Source organism: Bacillus sp. S71 (genome assembly GCF_016625265.1).
GTDB classification, from domain to species: domain Bacteria; phylum Bacillota; class Bacilli; order Bacillales; family Bacillaceae_G; genus Bacillus_A; species Bacillus_A cereus.
Genome location: NZ_JACVUW010000010.1, coordinates 37,081 through 57,248, shown reverse-complemented (window position 1 = coordinate 57,248; position 20,168 = coordinate 37,081). Strand labels below are relative to the sequence as shown.

Genomic DNA, 20,168 nt, shown 5'->3' with positions numbered 1-20,168 from the left:
CTAATCCCTTCTAAACGTAAATTCTTCAAAATCTTCGTCGTATGTTAGTCTAAACATTCCATTTTCATTAGATTGAACAAACAATAATTCTTTTTCTCTATTTCCTAATTTCATTATCTTATCCACAAATTCAACGAACTGAATACAATCTTCTTTATCCTTTTTATTCGGGCGATAACCTTTTGAAAGTTTGACCATCATTTCATATAATGGATAATCAATTTCTAAATATACAGGAGCTACTTTATCTTCATTGGAAAAAGCAAGTAATATATTTAATTTAAATCGATTTAAAACCTCCGGTTCTACCCCTTTCAAATGTCCTACAAACGGCTTAATTTTAAGAGACTGTGCAACCTGAGTAGTATCATTTGAGTAATCCATAAATACATAATCTGACTTCGGACTTCCGTTCCATAAAAAAATTGATTTTCTGGCTAAGTTATACATATCTTTTAAATCAGATCGATTTCCTTTATTAAAAGCATATAAATATTCCATATATTTTTTATAATTTTCATCCCCAAATATTTCATTTAAAACCGGAGATAAAAATAATGACATACGTATTAATGTTTTATTGAATACCTGTCTAGATGAATCACTTAGCTCAAAGAAAGAGCCCATCTCTTCTAGCCCTTCTATCCATCCATCAAGTCCATGTAAATTCAAATGCTTTTGGAAAGTATTCTTCATATTTACTGAATTGTTTAGCTCAATTAGCATTTGGTCTACACTATTTGATCGTAGATGAATAGGATCCATTTTAGAAATAACTGCTAGTAAATTTGATTTTTCTTGACCATCAAATAATAAATTCGGTAATAAGGCTTCCGTTTTTTCCATCATACCTGCCCCAAGAAAATCTTCATTGCCATGAGAAGGCACTAAAATATCATAAATAAAATTAAGCATGGAACGTGTCGAAATAATCATCTTATGCTTAACTATTGCTTCAATTAATATACTTAAAACACCATCTCGTATTTGTTGTTGTTGCAATAACTCATAATTCACCATAAAGAATCCATTTATACCACGTTGCTTATCCTTCAAATAAGCTTGATAGAATGGATTTTTTTCTGACTCAACCACAATTCGCTTTAAAATAGATGAAAAATAATCTGATTTTGGCCCTTCACTGGTTAATTCAAAAGGTTGATAATCACTAAAGCTAATCAAGTGGAAATTACCGATTTGTTGATTAGTAGCAATTTCATTTGCCTCAAATATTCCTGATTCCTCAATGAATTTTGTTAAAATTTGATAGTGCTCTTTTGCATAATCTGATTCAATAAAGTTATGCAGAACTCCTAGGTTAATAGCTAAAATTAGCTTGAATCTAGAACCATCAATCTCACTATCACTATATGGCTTTAATACTTCCGCTAATGTATCAAGGGAACTCTTTTGTGGATCAAAACTTTCCGTAGCATCATTATGCACCGAAAACTCTTCCATCAATTCAGGATATTTATTTTTCACATACGATAATAAATGTGATTTCCCATCTCCAACGCTACCACACAAGAAAATTAATTGACTCGTATTTTGCCCAGCTGCTGCTGTTAGAGCAGACATCATATCGTTCTGTATCGTTCTTTCTACATGTAAATAATCCTTAAACGAACTAAATTCATTAGGATTTTCGATAGCCTCTTGAGATGATTCTTTCAGCTTCGAGAGTTCTGCTAGTAAATAACTCTCTCCTTCTCCTAAAATAAAATCATCATACACAAAATTGTTATCTGCTTCTTCTTCATTATCTACAGACTGTTTATCTTCAATTTCTAACCCTACCGCAATCTCAGCGTTATTTATTTCTGTTAATTCCTCAGTTTGATTTGATGTATTTTGTTTACTTGCAATCTCAATTAGCATTTTTAACTTTTCTTCTAAACTAGCAGATATCTTTTCTTCTAATTTCTCCACAATATGTACACTACTCTTCGGCTGTGGATGTTTGTATTTCGGGACAACAAACTCATAACTCCCGTATACCTCCATAAACCACACTGCAATTTGGAATAGATTTTTATGCATTTTAAAAGCACTCTCTACCCCACTTTCAATATGTTCATGTGCCGCTTTATTTCCTAAATAGCGAACAGTATCAAATGAACGGGAAATTTCCTTTGATAAGATATCTTCTCTTTCTAATTTTTGAATACGCTCTACTTGCTTTAAGTATTGTACGTCGTACAGTTCATGTTCTTCCGCAATGCGTTTTGATAATAGCTCTGCAAATATTCTTCCCTTAATTAAAACCGATTGGGGATCTTGATAAAAAACATTTTCAATATCTCTCCCCATCTCCGCTAACTCGGGGAATACCTCTTGTAGAAAATCAAATGTATATTTCTCCAATGATGTAACACCTCTTAATCTAAAAATACGTTTCGAATATATTCCATATTATACAATATCTATAGAAGAATTGTTGGTATTAAGAAAAAAGGAAATTAGTGTATTTTCCATTCATAATAAAATTAAACAGTTCCCACTACTCCATTCTTACTTTTAAAAGATTACATAAAAAATAACCTGAGCCTTTAACTATAGAACCCAGGTTATCCAACACTATATACTTTTAAATTTTTCACAAAAACATGCTACATTTACTTTCTAAAATAAACTTAACTGTACAACACTATCCATCTTCTCTTCTTCTTTGTTAATCTCTAAAATCCTTTGACCCATTCGCTCCACCAAATCAACCACTAAAGCATTTCCCATACAAAAGTACCTGTTTCTTTGTGGCATACCTGTATTCGTCCAATCCATCGGAAATCCATTTAACAACTCACATTCAACTGGTGTTAAGTATCTTAGTTTTTTTGTGTAAGGATCTTCAATTACATGAGAACTTCTATTACAAGTCCCTTCACTTGTTAACATTGTACGTCCAGGCTTATTTAAAGCATCAGGGAAAGCCATCCCTCCCTCAGAGTAGAAATATTTATGACCTGTCGCCTTTGATATTCTTTCTTCTTTTTTAGGCCCTTTAAGGTACTTAAGTTCCTCAAATTCCGTTCTTCCCTTTTTGTTAACCTTATCCATTTTCAAGTAATATGATTCATCTGCAGGACCAAATTTATTATATGCTTTCTGAACAATCTCACCTAAAGTCTTTGGATTTTCAGTTACTGGAACTACTTCTTCAGTATATACTTGTCCATCTATCATCACGCCAGAATTATAGTATTCAGCTTTAAATGTATCAGAAACCTCAATAATATCGACCGGCAACTCAAATTGCCCTCTTTTTTTGTTTTCTTCAGGCGCTTCATGCACATTAAAAATCGGAGCGAAAAATCCATTTCCACATAATATCTCTAACGACTTCATTTCACTTTGAACTGATGCAAAATGAGATTCTTTTAAGTACGCGAAAATAAATACTCTTCGTCTTCTTTGTGAATTCCCATAATCCGCAGCGTTAATAACTCGCCATTCCACTGCGTACCCTGCGTCTCTAAAGCTCGCCAGCATAATAGAAAAATCACGACCTCTTTGTTTTGCTGGTGATTTCAATAATCTATCTACATTCTCTAACAAAACAAATCTTGGCTTGCGAGAGTTAACTATGTTCATTATCTCCCAAAAAAGAACACCTTTTTTCCCTTGTATCCCTTTTTCATTTGATATTGTGCGTGCTACTGAATAATCTTGACATGGAAAGCCACCTACCAATAAATCATGCTCAGGTATTTCTGGCCAAACCTCTGCTATATCTTTATTTTCATGTATTCCTTTATTTTCGAATTGAGTAGCATAACAATTAAATGCATGCTGCGCTTTAGTTAAGGGCTCCCATTGATTCCCCCAAATAATCTCAAAATTCTCGTTCGCTTCAAGTCCTAACCTAAAACCCCCCACTCCCGCAAAAAGTTCTACTACTTTCACCATAAATACACGAACATCCCTTCGGTGTTTTATTTCTTTATGCTTCATTATAATAAAAAGTAAGGAAAAGATCAATCCCTCCATTATGAGAGTAAATACTTCTATTCCATAATATAGATTTCGGATTTCCATATCTTATTTAGTAAGAAATCCTCTGATTTTCCTTTACATAATTTTTATCTCTATAAAATTAAAACAGCTTTTTATTATATCACAACTTTTCATTTAACGGTTTCTCAGCAAACTAATTAATATAGAATACGAAAGGGGATTAATATGGTTACATACGCTACACTAGATGAACTAATGTTAAAAGCAAAAAAAGCTGAAGGACAAAAATTTAGTGAAATTGATTCAACCAATAAACTTACAACAGCAAATTCTAAAGGTGAACTTGGTCAGTTAGTCAAAGAAGGATTTTTTGGGTATGAAAGCACCTCAGATGCGGATATTAACTTTACAAACCTTGGAGTTAAACTAAAAGTAACACCTTTTAAGCAAAATAAAAATGGTTCTTTATCTGCTAAAGAACGCTTAGTTTTAAATATCATTAACTACATGGAGGAAGTTAATACATCTTTTGAAGCGTCTAGCTTCTGGGAAAAGAACAAAAAATTATTACTTATGTTTTACGAATGGAAAGCAGATTTAAATCGTCAAGACTTCCATATCGCAAAGAGTGTTCTATTTTCATATCCTGAAGCTGACTTAGAAATAATAAAGCAAGATTGGGAAACAATCGTATCTAAGATTCGTTCTGGAAAAGCACATGAGTTATCTGAAGGCGATACAAATTATTTGGGAGCTTGTACAAAAGGAGCAAATAAAAATTCAATCCGTCCACAACCATTTTCCGAAATACAAGCAATGCAACGAGCGTTTTCATTAAAGCCATCTTATATGACTACATTAGTTCGTAGATATATCAAAAATGAAGAGTTAATAAGCTTCACAACAGCAAACGACTTAAAAGGAAAATCATTAGAGGAATTTCTTCATTCAAAATTCGAACCTTATATAGGTTTGACAGATAAAGAGATTGCTCATTCACTAGAAATAGATTCTAAACCTACTGCAAAAAATTTCATTCCATCACTGGTAAGCTCTTTACTAGGTATTAAAAACACACGTCTTACTAATATTGAAGAATTCGCTAAAGCAAATATAGAATTTAAAACAGTTCGCCTAGAACCAAACGGAAAACCTGAACAAAGCATGTCATTTGAAACGATTGATTTTCATCAATGGACAAATGAATCATGGGAAGAGAGCGAAATTCGAGAACGCTTCTACCAAACCAAATTCTTATTTGTAATTTTTGAATTTAAACAAACAAAAAAAGAAAACCCAAACCGCGAGCTCTACTTTAAAGGCATTAAACTTTGGAACATGCCTGTCCCTACAATAGAAAAAGAAATACGTGAACTTTGGGAAGAAGTAAACACAGTGGTAAATGAAGGTATTACACTTGAATATAAAACACGTGGTGATAAAACCGTTGAAGTAAATAACCTACCAAAAATGAATTTCAACGGCGTTGCACATATTCGACCAAAAGCTCGTAATGGGGCTGACAAGGTCACTTTACCTGATGGACAGCAGATTACAAAGCAGTGCTATTGGTTGAATAATTCTTATATTGCCAATATCATCATTGAATAAGATTTCACTTGTCATGAGAGAAACTTTCTATCTGAAAGTTTCTCTCATGACAAATCTCCTCTATATTCCCTTTTCGAACATCTCATATTTATACTATGCTCATTAACCCGTTTTATCTAAAACTTTTTTATTTATCTTCTCTAAAATATTTTTAACAATAAAGGAAATAGCTTCTTTTTCTGGACTGTCTGACTGAATCCATTTTGCAATTAGCATGTCCTCTAAAGAGGTAATCGCATCTTCACGCATAAATATTTTTTTAGAAGCTGTATACATTTTTTCTTTAAAGCTTCTAGATTCTTTAATTAATCGCTTAGTATCAGAATCCACTGTAGGAAAACTCAGAACAAATTCTTCATCCCAAATTATTTCCTCAGGAATCGTTAACGGTAAGAAAGACACATAATTTCGATAATAATCAATATATTTTTTTTGGGCATCAAGCTTTTGATCATTTCGCCCACCCTTCTGTTTACCGCCATCTGTATAAAATTCAATATCCATATTTGTGAACTCTTTAATAGCTTTCTGAAGGGTCTCTGTATTAATATTATCGCTAGGTACTTTATTTAGATTTGGAATTTCTCCATTTGGTTTTTGATCTCCATCTAAGATAACAAAACTTCTAGGAGCTTCCTCAAGTGAAAATGATTTTATCTGGAAGTTTTTTATTGTTGACGCTCCGCCAGGGTAATAACACACCTTAAAGTTTGTAGCTATTTCAGCCCCCATTTGCTTTAATACAACTTCTATGATTCTCTTTGCTAAATCATCTTCAACAATAATATTGTATGCATATGGAGAAGTTTGACCTAAAACATTAAAAGCTTGACTCGGAAAGCAAGTATCTAATACTTGAACTTGATTGTTTGACAATTGATTAAATAATTTTATCGACTTTTCTGGTAAATCTTCTACAAAATTAGAAGAATGCGTAGAGATTATAACTTGATGCTTATTTTTCATAATCATGTCTAATAGAAACAGTTTAAGCCGCTTTTGTGCACCTGGATGTAACGAAACCTCTGGTTCATCTAGCAATATTAAACTCTCTTTTTTAGCATGTAAGAGTTTATGAACTAATTTTACTATAGCAATTTCTCCACTACCAGCATGTGCTTCTGAATACTTTAGCGTATTGTTTTCTAATAGTACAGAAGTACTCCAATTTTGAAAATACTTGTGCTCAATTATTTGTCCAGATCGATATTCTTTATCCAAAATATATGAAATAACACTTAACTCTTCTTGCGTTAAATCAATAACTTTTCGATTTTGTAGTTGCCCTCTAATTTTTGTTGTTGATTTTTTATCAATAACATTTTTCAAAATCTTAGACTTACACCTTACATAATCCTGCTTTTTAGTAGAGGCTAATTTATTACTCAATTCTCCAAAGTAAAAAAATTGGTCAAAAGCGCTTAATTCAGAACGAAAGTCGATGTATATAACATTCTTTTCAATAGGACTATGTCTTTTCCCCATATTCATACCATATTTTTTTAAAGGTTTACTAGTTTCCCAATAGTCTGGATTCGCTTTTTTCGTTCCATCTTCCGATGCACTACGCTTCATGCGACTTTTTAACACTTGTTTCACTTCTTTATCTTCATAATATTCATAATAATAACAATGTCGATTTCCATCTGATGATTCTTTAATTGGGTCTAAATCTGTCGAAAACCAAAACTCTTCAGTGGAAAATCCTTTTGGCATTCCATACAATGCATGTAGAGCAGAACTCTTACCACATCCATTCCTTCCAACAAATACAGTAAAAGGAAATTGGAACGATATCGTGGTATTCGGAAGGTAATTCTTATAATAAGGAAAGGTGACTTTTTGTATGAATTTTCCGAATTGCTTTTTATCAAAAAGTTGTTGTAAAGTTTTAATTAAGTGTTCATAATTAGGTGCTTGATATTTTTTTTTCATAACTTATCTATCCTTTTCCATCAAATAATAAATTATATAAATATTTGTTCAATTTCACATTATCAAACGAAAACAAACTGTATTTAATATACATCATTTGTTAAAATTAAACAATCTATATTAGCAATTGTAGGAGGAAGTAGACTTGAATACACATACTGCTTTAGATCTTTTTTGCGGTGCTGGAGGTGTTTCAGAAGCACTAAAACAAGAATTTAACATTGTAGGAGCTGTAGAATTTGACCCAATCATTGCTAAATCTTATATGCTAAATCACGGTGATAAGCACTTGATTCAAAGAGATATAAAGTCAATTTCAGAAAACGAGTGGAAAGAAATTGTGAATTTATCTCCTAAAGAATTAGATTTACTAGTGGCTACTCCTCCCTGTCAAGGATTTTCCAGTCACTCTAGAAAGTGCGCCACAGTGAATGATGACGCGAGAAATAATTTAGTTTTAGAAACTTTAAAAGTTGTGAATATTTTTGAACCGAAGTATATTCTATTCGAAAATGTCCCTACTATAGTTAACTATAAAGTATTCCATAAATTCATACGCACCTTATCAAACATAAAAAAAGATGGTTTCAAAAGAAACCCTGATAAACCTGCATATCATATAAATTTTAAAATAGTTGATGCTTCAAATTACGGTGTACCTCAAAAGAGAAAAAGATTAATTCTTCTTGGTAAGAGGATTGACGACTTGCCAATTCAAGAAGCATTCGTTCGCTTCCCTACTGGAAGTGCTCCATACGTAGTAAAGCCCGTAAATATATGGCCTACTGAAAATTTGGCACCCGTATTAGGAAAATATCTAACAAAATTCAAATTACGCCCGTTGAAAGCTGGAGAAAAAGATATAGTAGATTCTCTACATGTTACCATGAAACTATTCGAAACTAATCTAAAACGAATAAAAGCAACCCCTAAAAATGGAGGTAGTAGAGATGCCTGGCCAGACGATTTAGTACTAGAATGTCATAAAAAGAAAAAAGTTAGCTATAGCGACGTATATGGACGTATGAACTTTAATGATTATGCTCCAACCATAACTACTGGGTGCATAAATTATTCAAAAGGAAGGTTCGGACATCCTATCCAAGATAGGGCAATTAGTTTACGAGAAGCAGCTTTAATTCAAACCTTTCCAATAGGATACAAATTTGTAGGTTCATTGGACAGTAAAATAAATGAAGGCTCCAAAGGTAATATTGCAACTCAAATCGGAAATGCAGTACCTGTCAATTTAGCTCATGCATTTATAAAATCAATAAAACAAGCACTAGTTTCAAAACATTAAAAAAATAAGATTAAACTAACATAACCAAATCACCTACCTTCCTTGCAACAGTAGGTGATTTGATATATTAATATTTTATCTATACATTAATTAACTAGCTTCATCAATATATAGATAAAAAATAAACAAAATCAAACTTCTATCATTATTTTCTCCAACTTTCCAAATTTTTATACTATATCATACAACCCCAACATCCTCCGCCCCTCATCAACAATCTCATCCCTCATTCCTTCTGGCTTAATAACTTTCACAGAACCACCCATACCAAGAATCCATTTCTTAATCGAACTCTTTCCACTCATCATCGCCTTGAAATTGATACTACCATCTGAATTGTGTTTTATCTCTTGCTCTTCTCCCCAAATCGACTCCGGCACAGAATTAGCAAATGGCGGATAAATAATTAACTCTACTTCAAACGTTTCATTTACTATACCTAACCTTGGACATTCCCCTTCCAAATCAAAATTTTCGGGGATGATATATCTATCAAACAATACTTGAATATCCTTCATTCGTACTAACTTAAACTTGAGAATCTTCTGCCTATTATTACAAAAGGCTACACAATAAAAAAATTCGTTATAATGTACCATTCCATATGGCTCAATTGTACGTTCTGATTTTCCACCTTTGCTATTTTCATATTTAATTCTCACTTTATTCCCTCTACTAAAGGCCTCTTGCAATTTTAAATACTTCCTACTTTCCTCCGAAGACTCATAATTCGGTCTAGATCGCTGAACAAAATAAATATAACGAGATTTATCTGCTTCAATTTTGCTAAGTGCTTGTAATTTATCGAGAGCTACTTGCGCATCATCCGAATAAATGGGATTTCCCTTAGCAACCAATTGTTCAACAGAAAATGTTAAAGCTTTTAATTCCTTGGAAGACAAGTTTTTAATCGGAAATAAGGATGTGTTCGAAATATAGTACCCACCATATCTTCCCCGTTCACTTTTAATATTAATATCTGCATCTTCAATATCTTTTTTATAATCACGAACCGTTCTTGCTTCTATTTTTAATGCTTCTGCCAGTTCACTACTTCTCATTTTCCCTCTTGCATGAAGTAGTTCAATCATACGGAGGGCCTTACTTATCTTACTCATCAATCTCTTCCTTCTCTATAAAAAAGTTGGCATAAAATTCATGCCAACTTTCTTTGAATTATTCATATTGATAAACACCCTCGCATTATGTATACAATATTAAAATACAACGACAAGCTGTCCATCTTCTTCCAAAATTATATCATCTTCCCAATCATCTTGTTGTATATATACATCGTCCTGTGCAATATATTTTTTAATAGACCTTACCATATGCATCGGCAAAGGTAATTGCGTATGCTTTTCAAATGTAACTACCATACGTCGCAAGTAATCTACCATGCATGCTAGTTCGTCCCTTTCATTTTCTTCCGCTCCTGAAACAATAATCTCAACAGCACGTTGTTGGAATATCATTTTTGTAGGTGCATCAATTTTTTTAGCGGTATTGGCAACACCTTTCATTGTGGAAGGACGTAAGCCAACGCTATAATATATACCTGTTTCATCTCGATATAAGCCCGATTTTTTATTAATATAGCTGTCTTTTTCATGGATAAAGTACTGTGGTACATCACTTGTTTGATTGATTCGAATTACACGAAGGTTCGGGAATGTAGCAAGCATATCATCGAATTGCGTTATTCCCTCCAACTTCATTTTAGGATTCGCTAATTCCGGAATCCAGCCATACCTTAAATTAGCTTCTGCAATAAAGCAAACTTGCTCGTCTGTTCTATTTAAAACATGTAATAACTCATTTACAATGAATGGTTTTAATTTTTCGTTTTCCTGGTATTTTAAGAAATGTTTATGATTATAAACATTTAAAATACTACCGTCTAACGATCTCCACTCATTATCACCATACAATTTATATTCAAGCTTTCCCTCCTGAATTTTTGTAAGAACAGGTAAAAACTCCGTCCCTCTGCCCCTTTTTATCCTCATTAATGACAGGCTTAAAATAATTCCTTTATAATGAAACTTATTCCAGTTTCGCTTTCGAAATCCTTTATCAGCCAATAGGTCTAGTATTGCTTTAAATATTCTTTCTTCCCCTGCAGCATCATACTCTAATGGATGAATAAACTGAGTAATTCTTCCCGTACGTGCTAGCCCTTCACGTATTGCATGTTTCGGATCAATTTTTTTATTTTCATATGCATCTATTTCTATTAGTGATAAAGTATTCTGTTCACACCTTTCGATATTACGTACTAGATTTTGTATATGCCTAGCGACTGCTTTTTCTTTATACTGACCATAGTCTAAATCCTGTACAATTCCTTCCGGAGATTTCTCTACTATTTTTAAGGAAACTGCAGGCTCTGTATTTAATACAAAACAATTATCTTCCTCTGTTTTTACTGCCAAGTCTTTTTTTACTAAAACCTCTTTCACTTTCTCCGCCATATGGTGAGAACATACCTCTAATTTTAGCTCTCCTATCCCGCTAGGAGCATATAGCGGTAAAACGTGATCGTTAAATGAAGTTTTTACTTCTTTACCAGGTGATGTAATTTCAAAATTCGGAAATCTATCTATAAATACATTTAATAATTCCTCTTTTTCAGGTAACCCTATCCCTCGTTGTACTTTTGTTCCCACAATTGAAAATGTACTTTCATTGTACACACACAATATTTGCTTATCTGCTCCCTCAATATATGACTTAGGATCCTTCATCACCTCGTTTAATTCTGGCAAATCTCCTAAGATTAAATCATCTAGTAACTTAAACGAATTCTGCTCCCATATTACGCCAGTTTTCCCTTGTTCTATTTTCAACTTTGCAAAGGTTCTTTTTTCCTCTTTAATGAACGGATTCGGAATAGAGACGTACACCGTGACATTTTGCCTATTACGAATTAAATTGACTAATTTCGTTCCTTTTTGATAGTAACGTCTAATTCCAAATGATACTTTTAATAAAAGCTTATTTTCAACTCCACGTGTGATGGCCTCAAATCGATATACGTAAGAAAAATAATCTTGTCTATTATTTTTTCTAATAGGCTCTGATATCGCTTCAAAAACTTTTCCTGATTGAATTCTATAGAATGTAACATCACTCGCTATTTCTGGCGACACAGATAAACGAATTGGTTCCTCACATATTTTATCCGCAACTATAGCTGGAACCCATTTGAAATGCGCATGATTATCTCCTTCAAATACGTCTTTAACACTACCACTATGCCATTTTATTTCATTGTCTACTAACATAGATATTTCATGATTCTCATCAAGAACTTTAAGCCACGCCTTACATACGTATTCAAATTGTTCTTGATGTAACGGGCGTTTCGTTACAATCCAAGGTCTATTTCCCATTAATGCTTGAGCATCGTTTTGGATAAACAAAATGTCAGAGAAAATAACGAATAATCTCTCCGTCAATCCTTCTAACTTCCTTTTTAATTCCCATTTCTTAGCAGGCTTTCTGAGTAAATTAACCCATTCCTCAGGCCAATATGTATAAAAGACATTTTCTTTTTCTAATACAGATACTACATCCTTAAACGCTAACAATTGAAGTTGCTTCATTATAAATCAATCCTCTACTTTCCACATATTCTCTATACTCGTAACAAAAGGTCCATATAAAGCCATAAAAGTCTCATCATCTTTGTATTTTTGCACCTTCATTCTCCAAAATTCCAGTAAAGATGGTACATTAGGGTTTTTATTATGGAAGCTCCCATCACAGTAATACACACGGGCATTCTTTCCACCACGTAATAATCTACCCATCATTTGCCAAACTGGAATAAAAATAAACCAAGATAAAACTTCTCTTTCTTTCGGCTTCAGTACCGCCCAAAAATCCGATCGTTTATACATTGACTCGAAGCGCCCCATACTAAGTTTGCGTAACTGCTTTATAGCCTTACCGTAATGAAGACCTCTACTTTCAATCTGATTCATAAAAACTGGAAATGCTGCATGTAAAACTTGAATCATATAATTAAAGTCATTTGGTACCGGATAAGGCCTTACAAGAAAGAATACTGAGCCAAATAAAGCACCTGTACCTCCATCTAAAATATTAAAACCACGTCCGACAGACATTAACGGCACAATTAGTATTTTCTGTTCTTCTTTCCTAAACATTTCAATTTGACTCCTAGGAAAGGCATTTTTTAATTTATCATTTTCCCGTGTTAATACACGATATTGTTTTGATAATCTCGGAATCATTTCTAATGTATTCGCAACATTTTTAGCATCCTCATATGAATTAACTACAAGTAAAATCCGCCTGTTTTCTACTTGTAATGTTTTCAACTCAACTAACAATCTATCTTCTAAAGATGCTGTAAGTTTACTTAAATTTTCAGCCCTCTTCTGTTCACGTTTTCCTGAAATACATAGAAGTTCTCCATCTTTTTCATCAAAAGTTGGTACGTATGACTGTTTAATTTTAGAAGGAGGTAATTCCGATTGAATTAACCATTTAGGTTTCATTGCTATATCATAATGATCTGACCCTGGCGCTAAGCTTGTACCAGAAAGTAAAACAACCGCTGGACCCTTTTTCTTAAAGGCTATTTCATACATATTAGACCAGTCATATAAGAACTTTCTTCCAATCCCTGAATATTCAAGGATTTTAAAATTACCAAACTTATCATCTTCAGTTTGTTCATATCTATATCCAAACAACTTTCCAGTCATAGCATCAAGTAAAAAGGGCTTATACTGTTTTGCTTTTGTCAAAAGAGGTGATACATCATATCCAATTCCTAATCTACTTTGCACAGCAGGATAATAAGAAAGTAGAAACTTAATATTATAGTCTAGGTATGAAAAGTATAGATAAAATTCTAGTAAGTCTACCGCATCACGTGTAATTTGATTATCCATTTTAAAGAGCTTAGCTACTTCTTGTAAAATTTGATTTTTATTCGGTTCTTTCGCGAGTAACTGATCCAACTTACGCTTTATTTGAACAGTTTTCCTTGGATCTACACCAAATTTCCTTAACTGTTTTTCAATTTTTCTTTGTTCCTCTTCATCTTTTGTAACTTTTTTAGATAATTCATACGCTAGCTTATTAGGAAATAACAGTTTATTTTTCAAAGAATTCCGTATTTTTGGTGTGTGACTCAATTTTGCATATAATGACCAAACAGCTTTCTCTAACTCCCTGGAATTGAGTTGCCAACGCTGAATAAGCTTATCATTAGCAAACTCAGTATATCTTCCTGTAATGTTATTACTCATTGCATAAAGTGATTTTTCAAAAAAAGAATTATTATTACCAAAAGCATCGATTTCAACCGTAAATTGCTCATCGAACTGCTTTTGAACTGCATCTGCTTCATCCACAAAAATAATATCTAATAAATCATACATTGCTTCATAAATTGTTCTTTCAAGGGGATCTATAACCACAGGAATACTAGAAGTTATTAAACTTGCAGTTGTTGCTACCCATACATCGGCATCTATTAGCTCTGTCCACTCCTTATATACACCACATGTATTAGCTAAAGGACATAAAACCGTTTTATCACCTTGCTTTATAGACTTACATGGATAATAATTATTACGTTCAAAATCATTAGCTAAAGCTTTTAATGTACATGAATCCGAGATAGAAGCTAACGAATGAAACGTCTGTGTTAAGAACTGCGACACGTCTTTAGAGGGATCTACATAACTTTCTAAAAAACGTTTTTCATGATTTGCCCGACTTCCTTTTCCAATAATAGGAATCGCCTTAATACCAAGATCACGTAATTCCTGTACACGATCTAGAACTTGAAAAACGCTATTTTCAATAAAACCAACTTTGGCCCCTTTTTCTTTCACTTGATGATAGGTTTCTAACATCATCCAAGTTGATTTTCCAGCTGCTAATCCACCTGCAATATGCTGCGTTTCATGATAATCAAACGTATTTTGCTGATATACGTGGAGACTTTGAAACTTAATCCTTTTAGCACGGTCTACATAGGATTTTTTTGATATCAGCTCCATCTCAGTAGCTGTATTTACCCAATTAGTATTTAAATCTGAGGAGCACTTAATTTTTTCACGATACTTCGGCAACATAGGATATTTCACTTTAATTTTTGGAATTGAACCTGTGTATTTGTGTAACATGGTTTCCACCGTCCGGGAATATGAAAAATCTCCCTCCACAGCGAATTCATAATCTTTCTCTTCTTGCTCTAATACATCAAGTATTAATTTTGCATATACCTTCGTTCTATAAGTTACTATCTGAGGGATTACTTGTATGATTTCTCCATTCTCTTCATGAAATAAACGGTATTTCTTTTCTATTTGAAAATAAGATGCAAGATTGTCCCTCCATATTCTTTCATTAGAAAACTCAGCTAGTAACAACCTTAGATTCATAACAATAGACTTATCTGTATACTTTTCTAATACTGGTTCATTATAACCAACTAATAATGCCCATGCTTCCTCAATAGGCACTTGATGATCTGCTGTTTTCCCACCGTATATAAGGAGTTCCGTTTTAATAATTTGGAGCGCTTCTTCTTTTTCTACATTGAATTCTTCAAACTGTTTTTGAAGATCATATATTAATTTGTGCTGCATAAGGTTTCCTCCTTTAAACACTTAAACAGTTCACGCTCCGTCATAATTTGTATATAGACACTAGATTCTTTGCTTAAAGAAGAACATACTAATTCTTTATAGTTAGGATTCATTTTCAATCGATAATTTGGAATAATAACATAAGCATTTTTATGATACTTCTCCAAATAACCTGAATTCTTATTATTAAAAGCATTCGCAAGCATTCTTGGCGATCTGTAATCTTTTACATCTAAATCTATTAACGTATCATTTACATTAATCCTTATATCAAACTCGTCAACGTTCGGATATAATACTGCATCATACCCTTTTAGGCGTTTACATATTTTCTCTTCTATTATTCCAGTTAATAGTACATACCGTTGTATACCCGGCCGAACTCTATACACCGATTCATCCTCCGAAAATTTATACGATTCTAAACGCTCAAACGATTGAAAGTGGCCACATATTTGTTCCTTATTACATCTCCAATTTCCTTTTACAAATGATACCGTCCACCCACAATGAGGGCATTTTTTATAATTATCTATGTTATGCGGAACCTGTTCATAACACCTTTCAAACAGCTGATGTAACACGTTATCTTTAATTGAAAATAATATTTTACGCAGTCGCACATATGTTAAAACTGCATTATCCGGACTCGCTATAATAGAACGAATTTTTCTATATTCCTCATCTAAACTATTGTCCCTACAATAATTTAATATCTCCTTCATTACAGATTGATCAAATTCTGCTGGGAATTTATATTCTTCAAGAAAATCCTCTATATCAATAGACAGACCAAACCCTTTAACTAAAAAGGTGGAATCACCCGGGAGTAACTTTTCTATTCCAGCCATTCCCCATTTTTCAACAGGTTCGTGAAGTACCTTGATTAAATCAAAAATATTATTCGGATGCATATTAGACTGCAATGTATTTTTCATAAACAGTAAATGCCCTTTATGCAATGTCTCAGGAATTTCTCTCCATCCCTTCTCCTCCCATTGCTCCAGCCCCTTTGCAATAAAATAAATCATTTCTTTTATTTCTCTTGTTTGCAATACTATCTCCCTTCCTTTCAATACATTTTCACAAAAAAATTGAAATTGGATAAATTTCCTATGTGACAAATAAATCGTAACATTAATTGTGGCGGTATTTACGGTAATTAAAATATTTTTCTATTTAATTTACAAAAAAGGGAGTGACTGATTGTCACCCTCTTTCTAGCTTATTACTAAAGTCTATAATTCCCGCTAACCATCCCCCACCCTAATAAGCCATTACAATTACTACGATTTCATCAAACTATTTATATGTACAAAAGAACAGTCATACACCATACCGTATAATTTACTAATTCCTACTATCCCCCACTAACTCCCCATACTCCTGACTACTCTGCTCAAGAAACACCCTACTCTCCCCACTATCCTTATAATAAGAATTCCACCCTCTTTCCCTCAAAATCCCCTTCCAACTATCACTCTCCACCATCCTCTTAATCACACCATCCCAATAAGCAACCTCTTCCTCCGTCATATCTTTTGGGCCCATAATTCCTTTCCAGTGCTGGAAGATGACGTTGATTCCTTGTTCTTTCCATGTTGGGATTTCGGGTAGGCGGTCTAAGCGTTTTGGTGCGGATACGGCTAGTATTTTTATTTTGCCGGTTTTGTATTGTTTTTCGGCTTCGGATAGGGTCATGGTTGCGGCGCCTATTTGTTTGTTCGTTAGGGCGTTTATGATTTTTTCTTTGTTTTCGTAGACGAAGAATTGTAGTTCGGCAGGGTTTATGCCGAATGCTTTGCTTACTTGTACGAAGGATAGGTGATCGTCGTTTCCTAGGCCTGGGGCAACGCCGATTTTGAAGTTTTTCTTGTTTTGTTTTAGTTGTTCCATGAGTTGTTTTGCGTTTTCTATGTTTGAGTCTTTTGATACGACAACAACTTCCCAATCTGATGCAAGTGTTGCGAGCGGCGTGAAGTCTTTATATGTTAGTTTACTGTGGCCTAGTAGGTTGTTCGTTATGAGTAAGCTTGAGTTAATCGCCAGTACGTGACCGCCTTTTTGTTTCGTATATTTCCATCCGACGTCACCGCTGCCACCTACTTTGTTTGTGACTGTGATTGGTTTTGTGAAGATTTTTTCTTCTGTTAGCGTTTTTTTCATCGCTCGTGCTGTTAAGTCCCACCCCGCTCCTTGAACATTTGGCGCAACGATTTCTACTTTGTCGATGTTCACTTTATTCGTATGGGATGTTTCCGAGGAACAACCAGCTATTACTCCTGTCATGATCCATATACATAGTAATAAACGTTTTTTCATAGCCCTCGTCCTATTCGGTATTTTCGCTCTGGTCGCCCGATAATGCCGTATGTGTACTCTACTGTGCATTCGCCGGTCGCTACTAAGTATTCTAAGTATCTTCTTGCGGTTGTTCTGGAGGCACCCATTTGTTCTCCCATTTCTTCTATTGTAATGCCCTCTTCGAATCCTTTTATAATGCCTTTCACTTTTTGCAGTGTTAACGGATCCACACCTGTCGGTAAGTTTTTTATGTCTTGTGTTTGCGAAGTCCCGAAGAAATTATCGATGAGTGTTTGATTTACTTCATTGTTACTATGTAATAATTGCTTCTTTCTTTTATAGTCTTCAATTGTGCGAACAAATTTTTCTAACGTGACTGGTTTTATAAGGTAGTTGCTTACGCCGTTTCGAATTGCTTTTTCTAGCATATAGTTTTCATTCGCCGCCGTTACCATAATGACGTCAACGCTTGGAAAGTCAGCATGAATTTGTGGTAATAAGTCAGTTCCAATTCCATCTGGTAAGTAATTATCTAATAGAAGTAAATCGATTTCTTCCTTTTGTAGTAGTTCCATCGTTTCTTTCGCGTTCAATGCTTTTCCAATCACTTTTACGTCCTTTATTTTTAATAAAAACTCTTCCTGAATTTGCGCGACGCGGAAATCATCTTCTGCAATTGCAACCTTCAACATATGCCCATCCCCCTGTTTGTCATGTACTTTCTTTCAATGTTTTTGGAAGGTAAATTGTAAAAATAGCTCCCCCATTTTTCTCGTTTTGAATTTCAATAGTTCCCTCTAGTAGATCTACCATTTCTTTCACGTTTGCTAGTCCGTAACCACGATCAGTTCCTTTCGTTGAAAATCCTTTTTGAAAAATGGTCGTTATTTTTTCTACCGGTATTCCTATCCCGCTATCTATCACTTCAAACACAATATCGTGTCCAATATCCGTAACAAAGAAGGAAACACTCTTTTCCTCTCGTTCATTCACCGCATCAAATGCATTATCGATTATGTTTCCAAGGATCGTAATAAGATGCGACACTTTTATATGGTCTGGTAACGGATGAAGCGCGCTATCTCCTTCAATATGAAAATCAATTTTCTTTTCAGACGCTGTTCCGATTTTTCCTAATAAAATAGCTTGTACTTTCGCATCGTGAATTTGATGAAATAAAATATGGTTTTGGCTTTGATGAATATTAGATTCTTGCTGGATAAATTCAATTGCTTCTTTGTAATGTCCTAACTGAAGTAATCCTGATAAAACGAAAAGTTTATTTGTAAATTCATGCGTTTGAGCACGTAAGTCCTCTGAATACTTTCTTACCTCAGATATTGTGTTCACAAGGTTTTGCAGTTCTGTTTTATCTCTAAAACTACATACAACGCCTACTGTATTATTATTTTCGAGTATCGGTGTCATGTTTAAAATAAATACTTTATCTTGAAATGCGATTTCTTGATCGGTTTCTAGCACTCTTTCCATATTAAAATTCGGTAAAACTTTTGAAATGTGTTGCTGCATATAATCATCATTTACATGCAGCATTTCTTCTGCCGACGTGTTCATCATCGTAATAAAACCGTTTTGATCAATGGCGATAATTCCTTCTTTTATAGATAGTAGTATCGCACTTCTTTCACGGTATAACGCTGCGATTTCATTCGGCTCTAAACCGAGTGTATCTTTACGAATGCTACGCGCTAAAAGAATGCCACCAACAATTCCGGCTAATAATACCGCTACGGAGAAGAGTATAATTTCTTTCGTTCTGCTCAATATGTTAGATTCAATGCCTTTTATTAGAAACTCTACTGTCACAACGCCTACTACTTGATCGTAATCTCCGTTATGAACAATAATAGGTGCCTTCGCCATTAAAGCTGGACCATTTGTACCCTTTCCTTCGATTGTATAATAGCCACCAAAAGTAAGTGCCTCATAGTTATACGGGTTGTTACTCTTTGTTCCAATTAACTCAGAATTAGAATGGGAATACATAACCCCATAGCGATCTTCTATAATGACATAATCCGCACCAGCTTGCTCACGAACTTGTTCCGCAATGGATTGGATCGTACTTTTATGTTCGTTATATTGAAAAGCCTCTTTTATAGCTGGCATAAAAGAAAGAGATTTAGCCGTTTGCAGCGCTAACTGTTCTACTTGGCGCTTCGTATCAACGGACTGAATGTAAACAAATATTCCCGTTAATAGGAGAACGACAAATAAAATTAACGCGATAATTAAGCTTACTATTTTCGTTTGTAATGACACTTTGCGTGATTTTTTCATGCTTCATATCCTTTGATAAAATATTCAAAACTATCAATCTCCTTTTTCTATTATTATGACAAAACTGAAAATGAAGCAACTATTAAAAATATCCATGTACATAAAGTACAAAAAGAATA

General features: G+C 33.8%; 12 protein-coding genes. 2 read left to right on the top strand and 10 right to left on the bottom strand.

Features of this window, described 5'->3' with window-relative positions:
• Both dptF and dcm read right to left on the bottom strand, forming a co-directional pair.
• A complete protein-coding gene (dptF, locus tag IBT51_RS20075) occupies positions 1–2,367 on the bottom strand; it encodes a DNA phosphorothioation-dependent restriction protein DptF (protein ID WP_200458646.1) in 2,367 nt (788 codons plus the stop codon).
• A gap of 258 nt (positions 2,368–2,625) precedes the next feature.
• Positions 2,626–3,909, bottom strand: a complete 1,284-nt coding sequence (gene dcm / locus IBT51_RS20070; protein WP_098840455.1) for a DNA (cytosine-5-)-methyltransferase — start codon at positions 3,907–3,909, stop codon at positions 2,626–2,628.
• A 273-nt stretch (positions 3,910–4,182) separates the two neighbouring features.
• Here dcm and IBT51_RS20065 point away from each other — a divergent pair, with 273 nt between their 5' ends.
• A complete protein-coding gene (locus IBT51_RS20065; RefSeq protein WP_200458647.1) occupies positions 4,183–5,568 on the top strand; it encodes a Sau3AI family type II restriction endonuclease in 1,386 nt (461 codons plus the stop codon).
• Between the two features lie 102 nt (positions 5,569–5,670).
• On the opposite strand, the gene IBT51_RS20060 is transcribed toward IBT51_RS20065, so the two are convergent.
• The gene (locus tag IBT51_RS20060; RefSeq protein WP_200458648.1) at positions 5,671–7,503 is read right to left on the bottom strand and encodes an ATP-dependent nuclease; all 1,833 of its coding nucleotides are present in this window, start codon (positions 7,501–7,503) and stop codon (positions 5,671–5,673) included.
• A 145-nt stretch (positions 7,504–7,648) separates the two neighbouring features.
• On the opposite strand from IBT51_RS20060, the gene IBT51_RS20055 reads away from it, so the two are divergent.
• The gene (locus tag IBT51_RS20055; protein WP_078385091.1) at positions 7,649–8,806 is read left to right on the top strand and encodes a DNA cytosine methyltransferase; all 1,158 of its coding nucleotides are present in this window, start codon (positions 7,649–7,651) and stop codon (positions 8,804–8,806) included.
• A 170-nt stretch (positions 8,807–8,976) separates the two neighbouring features.
• Here the strand turns inward: IBT51_RS20055 and IBT51_RS20050 are convergent, their stop codons facing one another.
• The 7 genes from IBT51_RS20050 to IBT51_RS20020 all read right to left on the bottom strand — a co-directional run bounded on the left by IBT51_RS20050 (position 8,977) and on the right by IBT51_RS20020 (position 20,049).
• Positions 8,977–9,924: a helix-turn-helix transcriptional regulator gene (locus IBT51_RS20050; protein ID WP_200458649.1), complete on the bottom strand. Its 948-nt coding sequence runs from the start codon at positions 9,922–9,924 to the stop codon at positions 8,977–8,979.
• Positions 9,925–10,023: 99 nt separating this feature from the next.
• Entirely contained in the window at positions 10,024–12,414 is a 2,391-nt protein-coding gene (locus tag IBT51_RS20045; RefSeq protein WP_200458650.1) for a pPIWI_RE module domain-containing protein, read from the bottom strand.
• A gap of 6 nt (positions 12,415–12,420) precedes the next feature.
• Positions 12,421–15,444, bottom strand: a complete 3,024-nt coding sequence (locus tag IBT51_RS20040; protein WP_200458651.1) for a pPIWI_RE_Z domain-containing protein — start codon at positions 15,442–15,444, stop codon at positions 12,421–12,423.
• The gene (locus tag IBT51_RS20035) at positions 15,429–16,499 is read right to left on the bottom strand and encodes a restriction endonuclease-related protein (RefSeq protein WP_200458652.1); all 1,071 of its coding nucleotides are present in this window, start codon (positions 16,497–16,499) and stop codon (positions 15,429–15,431) included. The genes IBT51_RS20040 and IBT51_RS20035 overlap by 16 nt, the downstream gene beginning before the upstream one ends.
• Positions 16,500–16,794: 295 nt before the next feature.
• Positions 16,795–17,766 (bottom strand): tripartite tricarboxylate transporter substrate binding protein, encoded by a 972-nt coding sequence (locus IBT51_RS20030; RefSeq protein WP_200458653.1) that lies wholly within the window; start codon positions 17,764–17,766, stop codon positions 16,795–16,797.
• Entirely contained in the window at positions 17,763–18,440 is a 678-nt protein-coding gene (locus tag IBT51_RS20025) for a response regulator (protein ID WP_120460740.1), read from the bottom strand. The genes IBT51_RS20030 and IBT51_RS20025 overlap by 4 nt, the downstream gene beginning before the upstream one ends.
• 19 nt (positions 18,441–18,459) lie before the next feature.
• Positions 18,460–20,049, bottom strand: a complete 1,590-nt coding sequence (locus tag IBT51_RS20020; protein ID WP_200458654.1) for an ATP-binding protein — start codon at positions 20,047–20,049, stop codon at positions 18,460–18,462.
• Between the last annotated feature and the right edge of the window lie 119 nt (positions 20,050–20,168).

Bases quoted from the DNA above. Each gene is read 5' to 3' on its own strand.
- dcm (WP_098840455.1), bottom strand. From the start codon at position 3,909: ATGGTGAAAGTAGTAGAACTTTTTGCGGGAGTGGGGGGTTTTAGGTTA.
- IBT51_RS20065 (WP_200458647.1), top strand. From the start codon at position 4,183: ATGGTTACATACGCTACACTAGATGAACTAATGTTAAAAGCAAAAAAA.
- IBT51_RS20060 (WP_200458648.1), bottom strand. From the start codon at position 7,503: ATGAAAAAAAAATATCAAGCACCTAATTATGAACACTTAATTAAAACT.
- IBT51_RS20050 (WP_200458649.1), bottom strand. From the start codon at position 9,924: ATGAGTAAGATAAGTAAGGCCCTCCGTATGATTGAACTACTTCATGCA.
- IBT51_RS20045 (WP_200458650.1), bottom strand. From the start codon at position 12,414: ATGAAGCAACTTCAATTGTTAGCGTTTAAGGATGTAGTATCTGTATTA.
- IBT51_RS20040 (WP_200458651.1), bottom strand. From the start codon at position 15,444: ATGCAGCACAAATTAATATATGATCTTCAAAAACAGTTTGAAGAATTC.
- IBT51_RS20030 (WP_200458653.1), bottom strand. From the start codon at position 17,766: ATGAAAAAACGTTTATTACTATGTATATGGATCATGACAGGAGTAATA.
- IBT51_RS20025 (WP_120460740.1), bottom strand. From the start codon at position 18,440: ATGTTGAAGGTTGCAATTGCAGAAGATGATTTCCGCGTCGCGCAAATT.
- IBT51_RS20020 (WP_200458654.1), bottom strand. From the start codon at position 20,049: ATGAAAAAATCACGCAAAGTGTCATTACAAACGAAAATAGTAAGCTTA.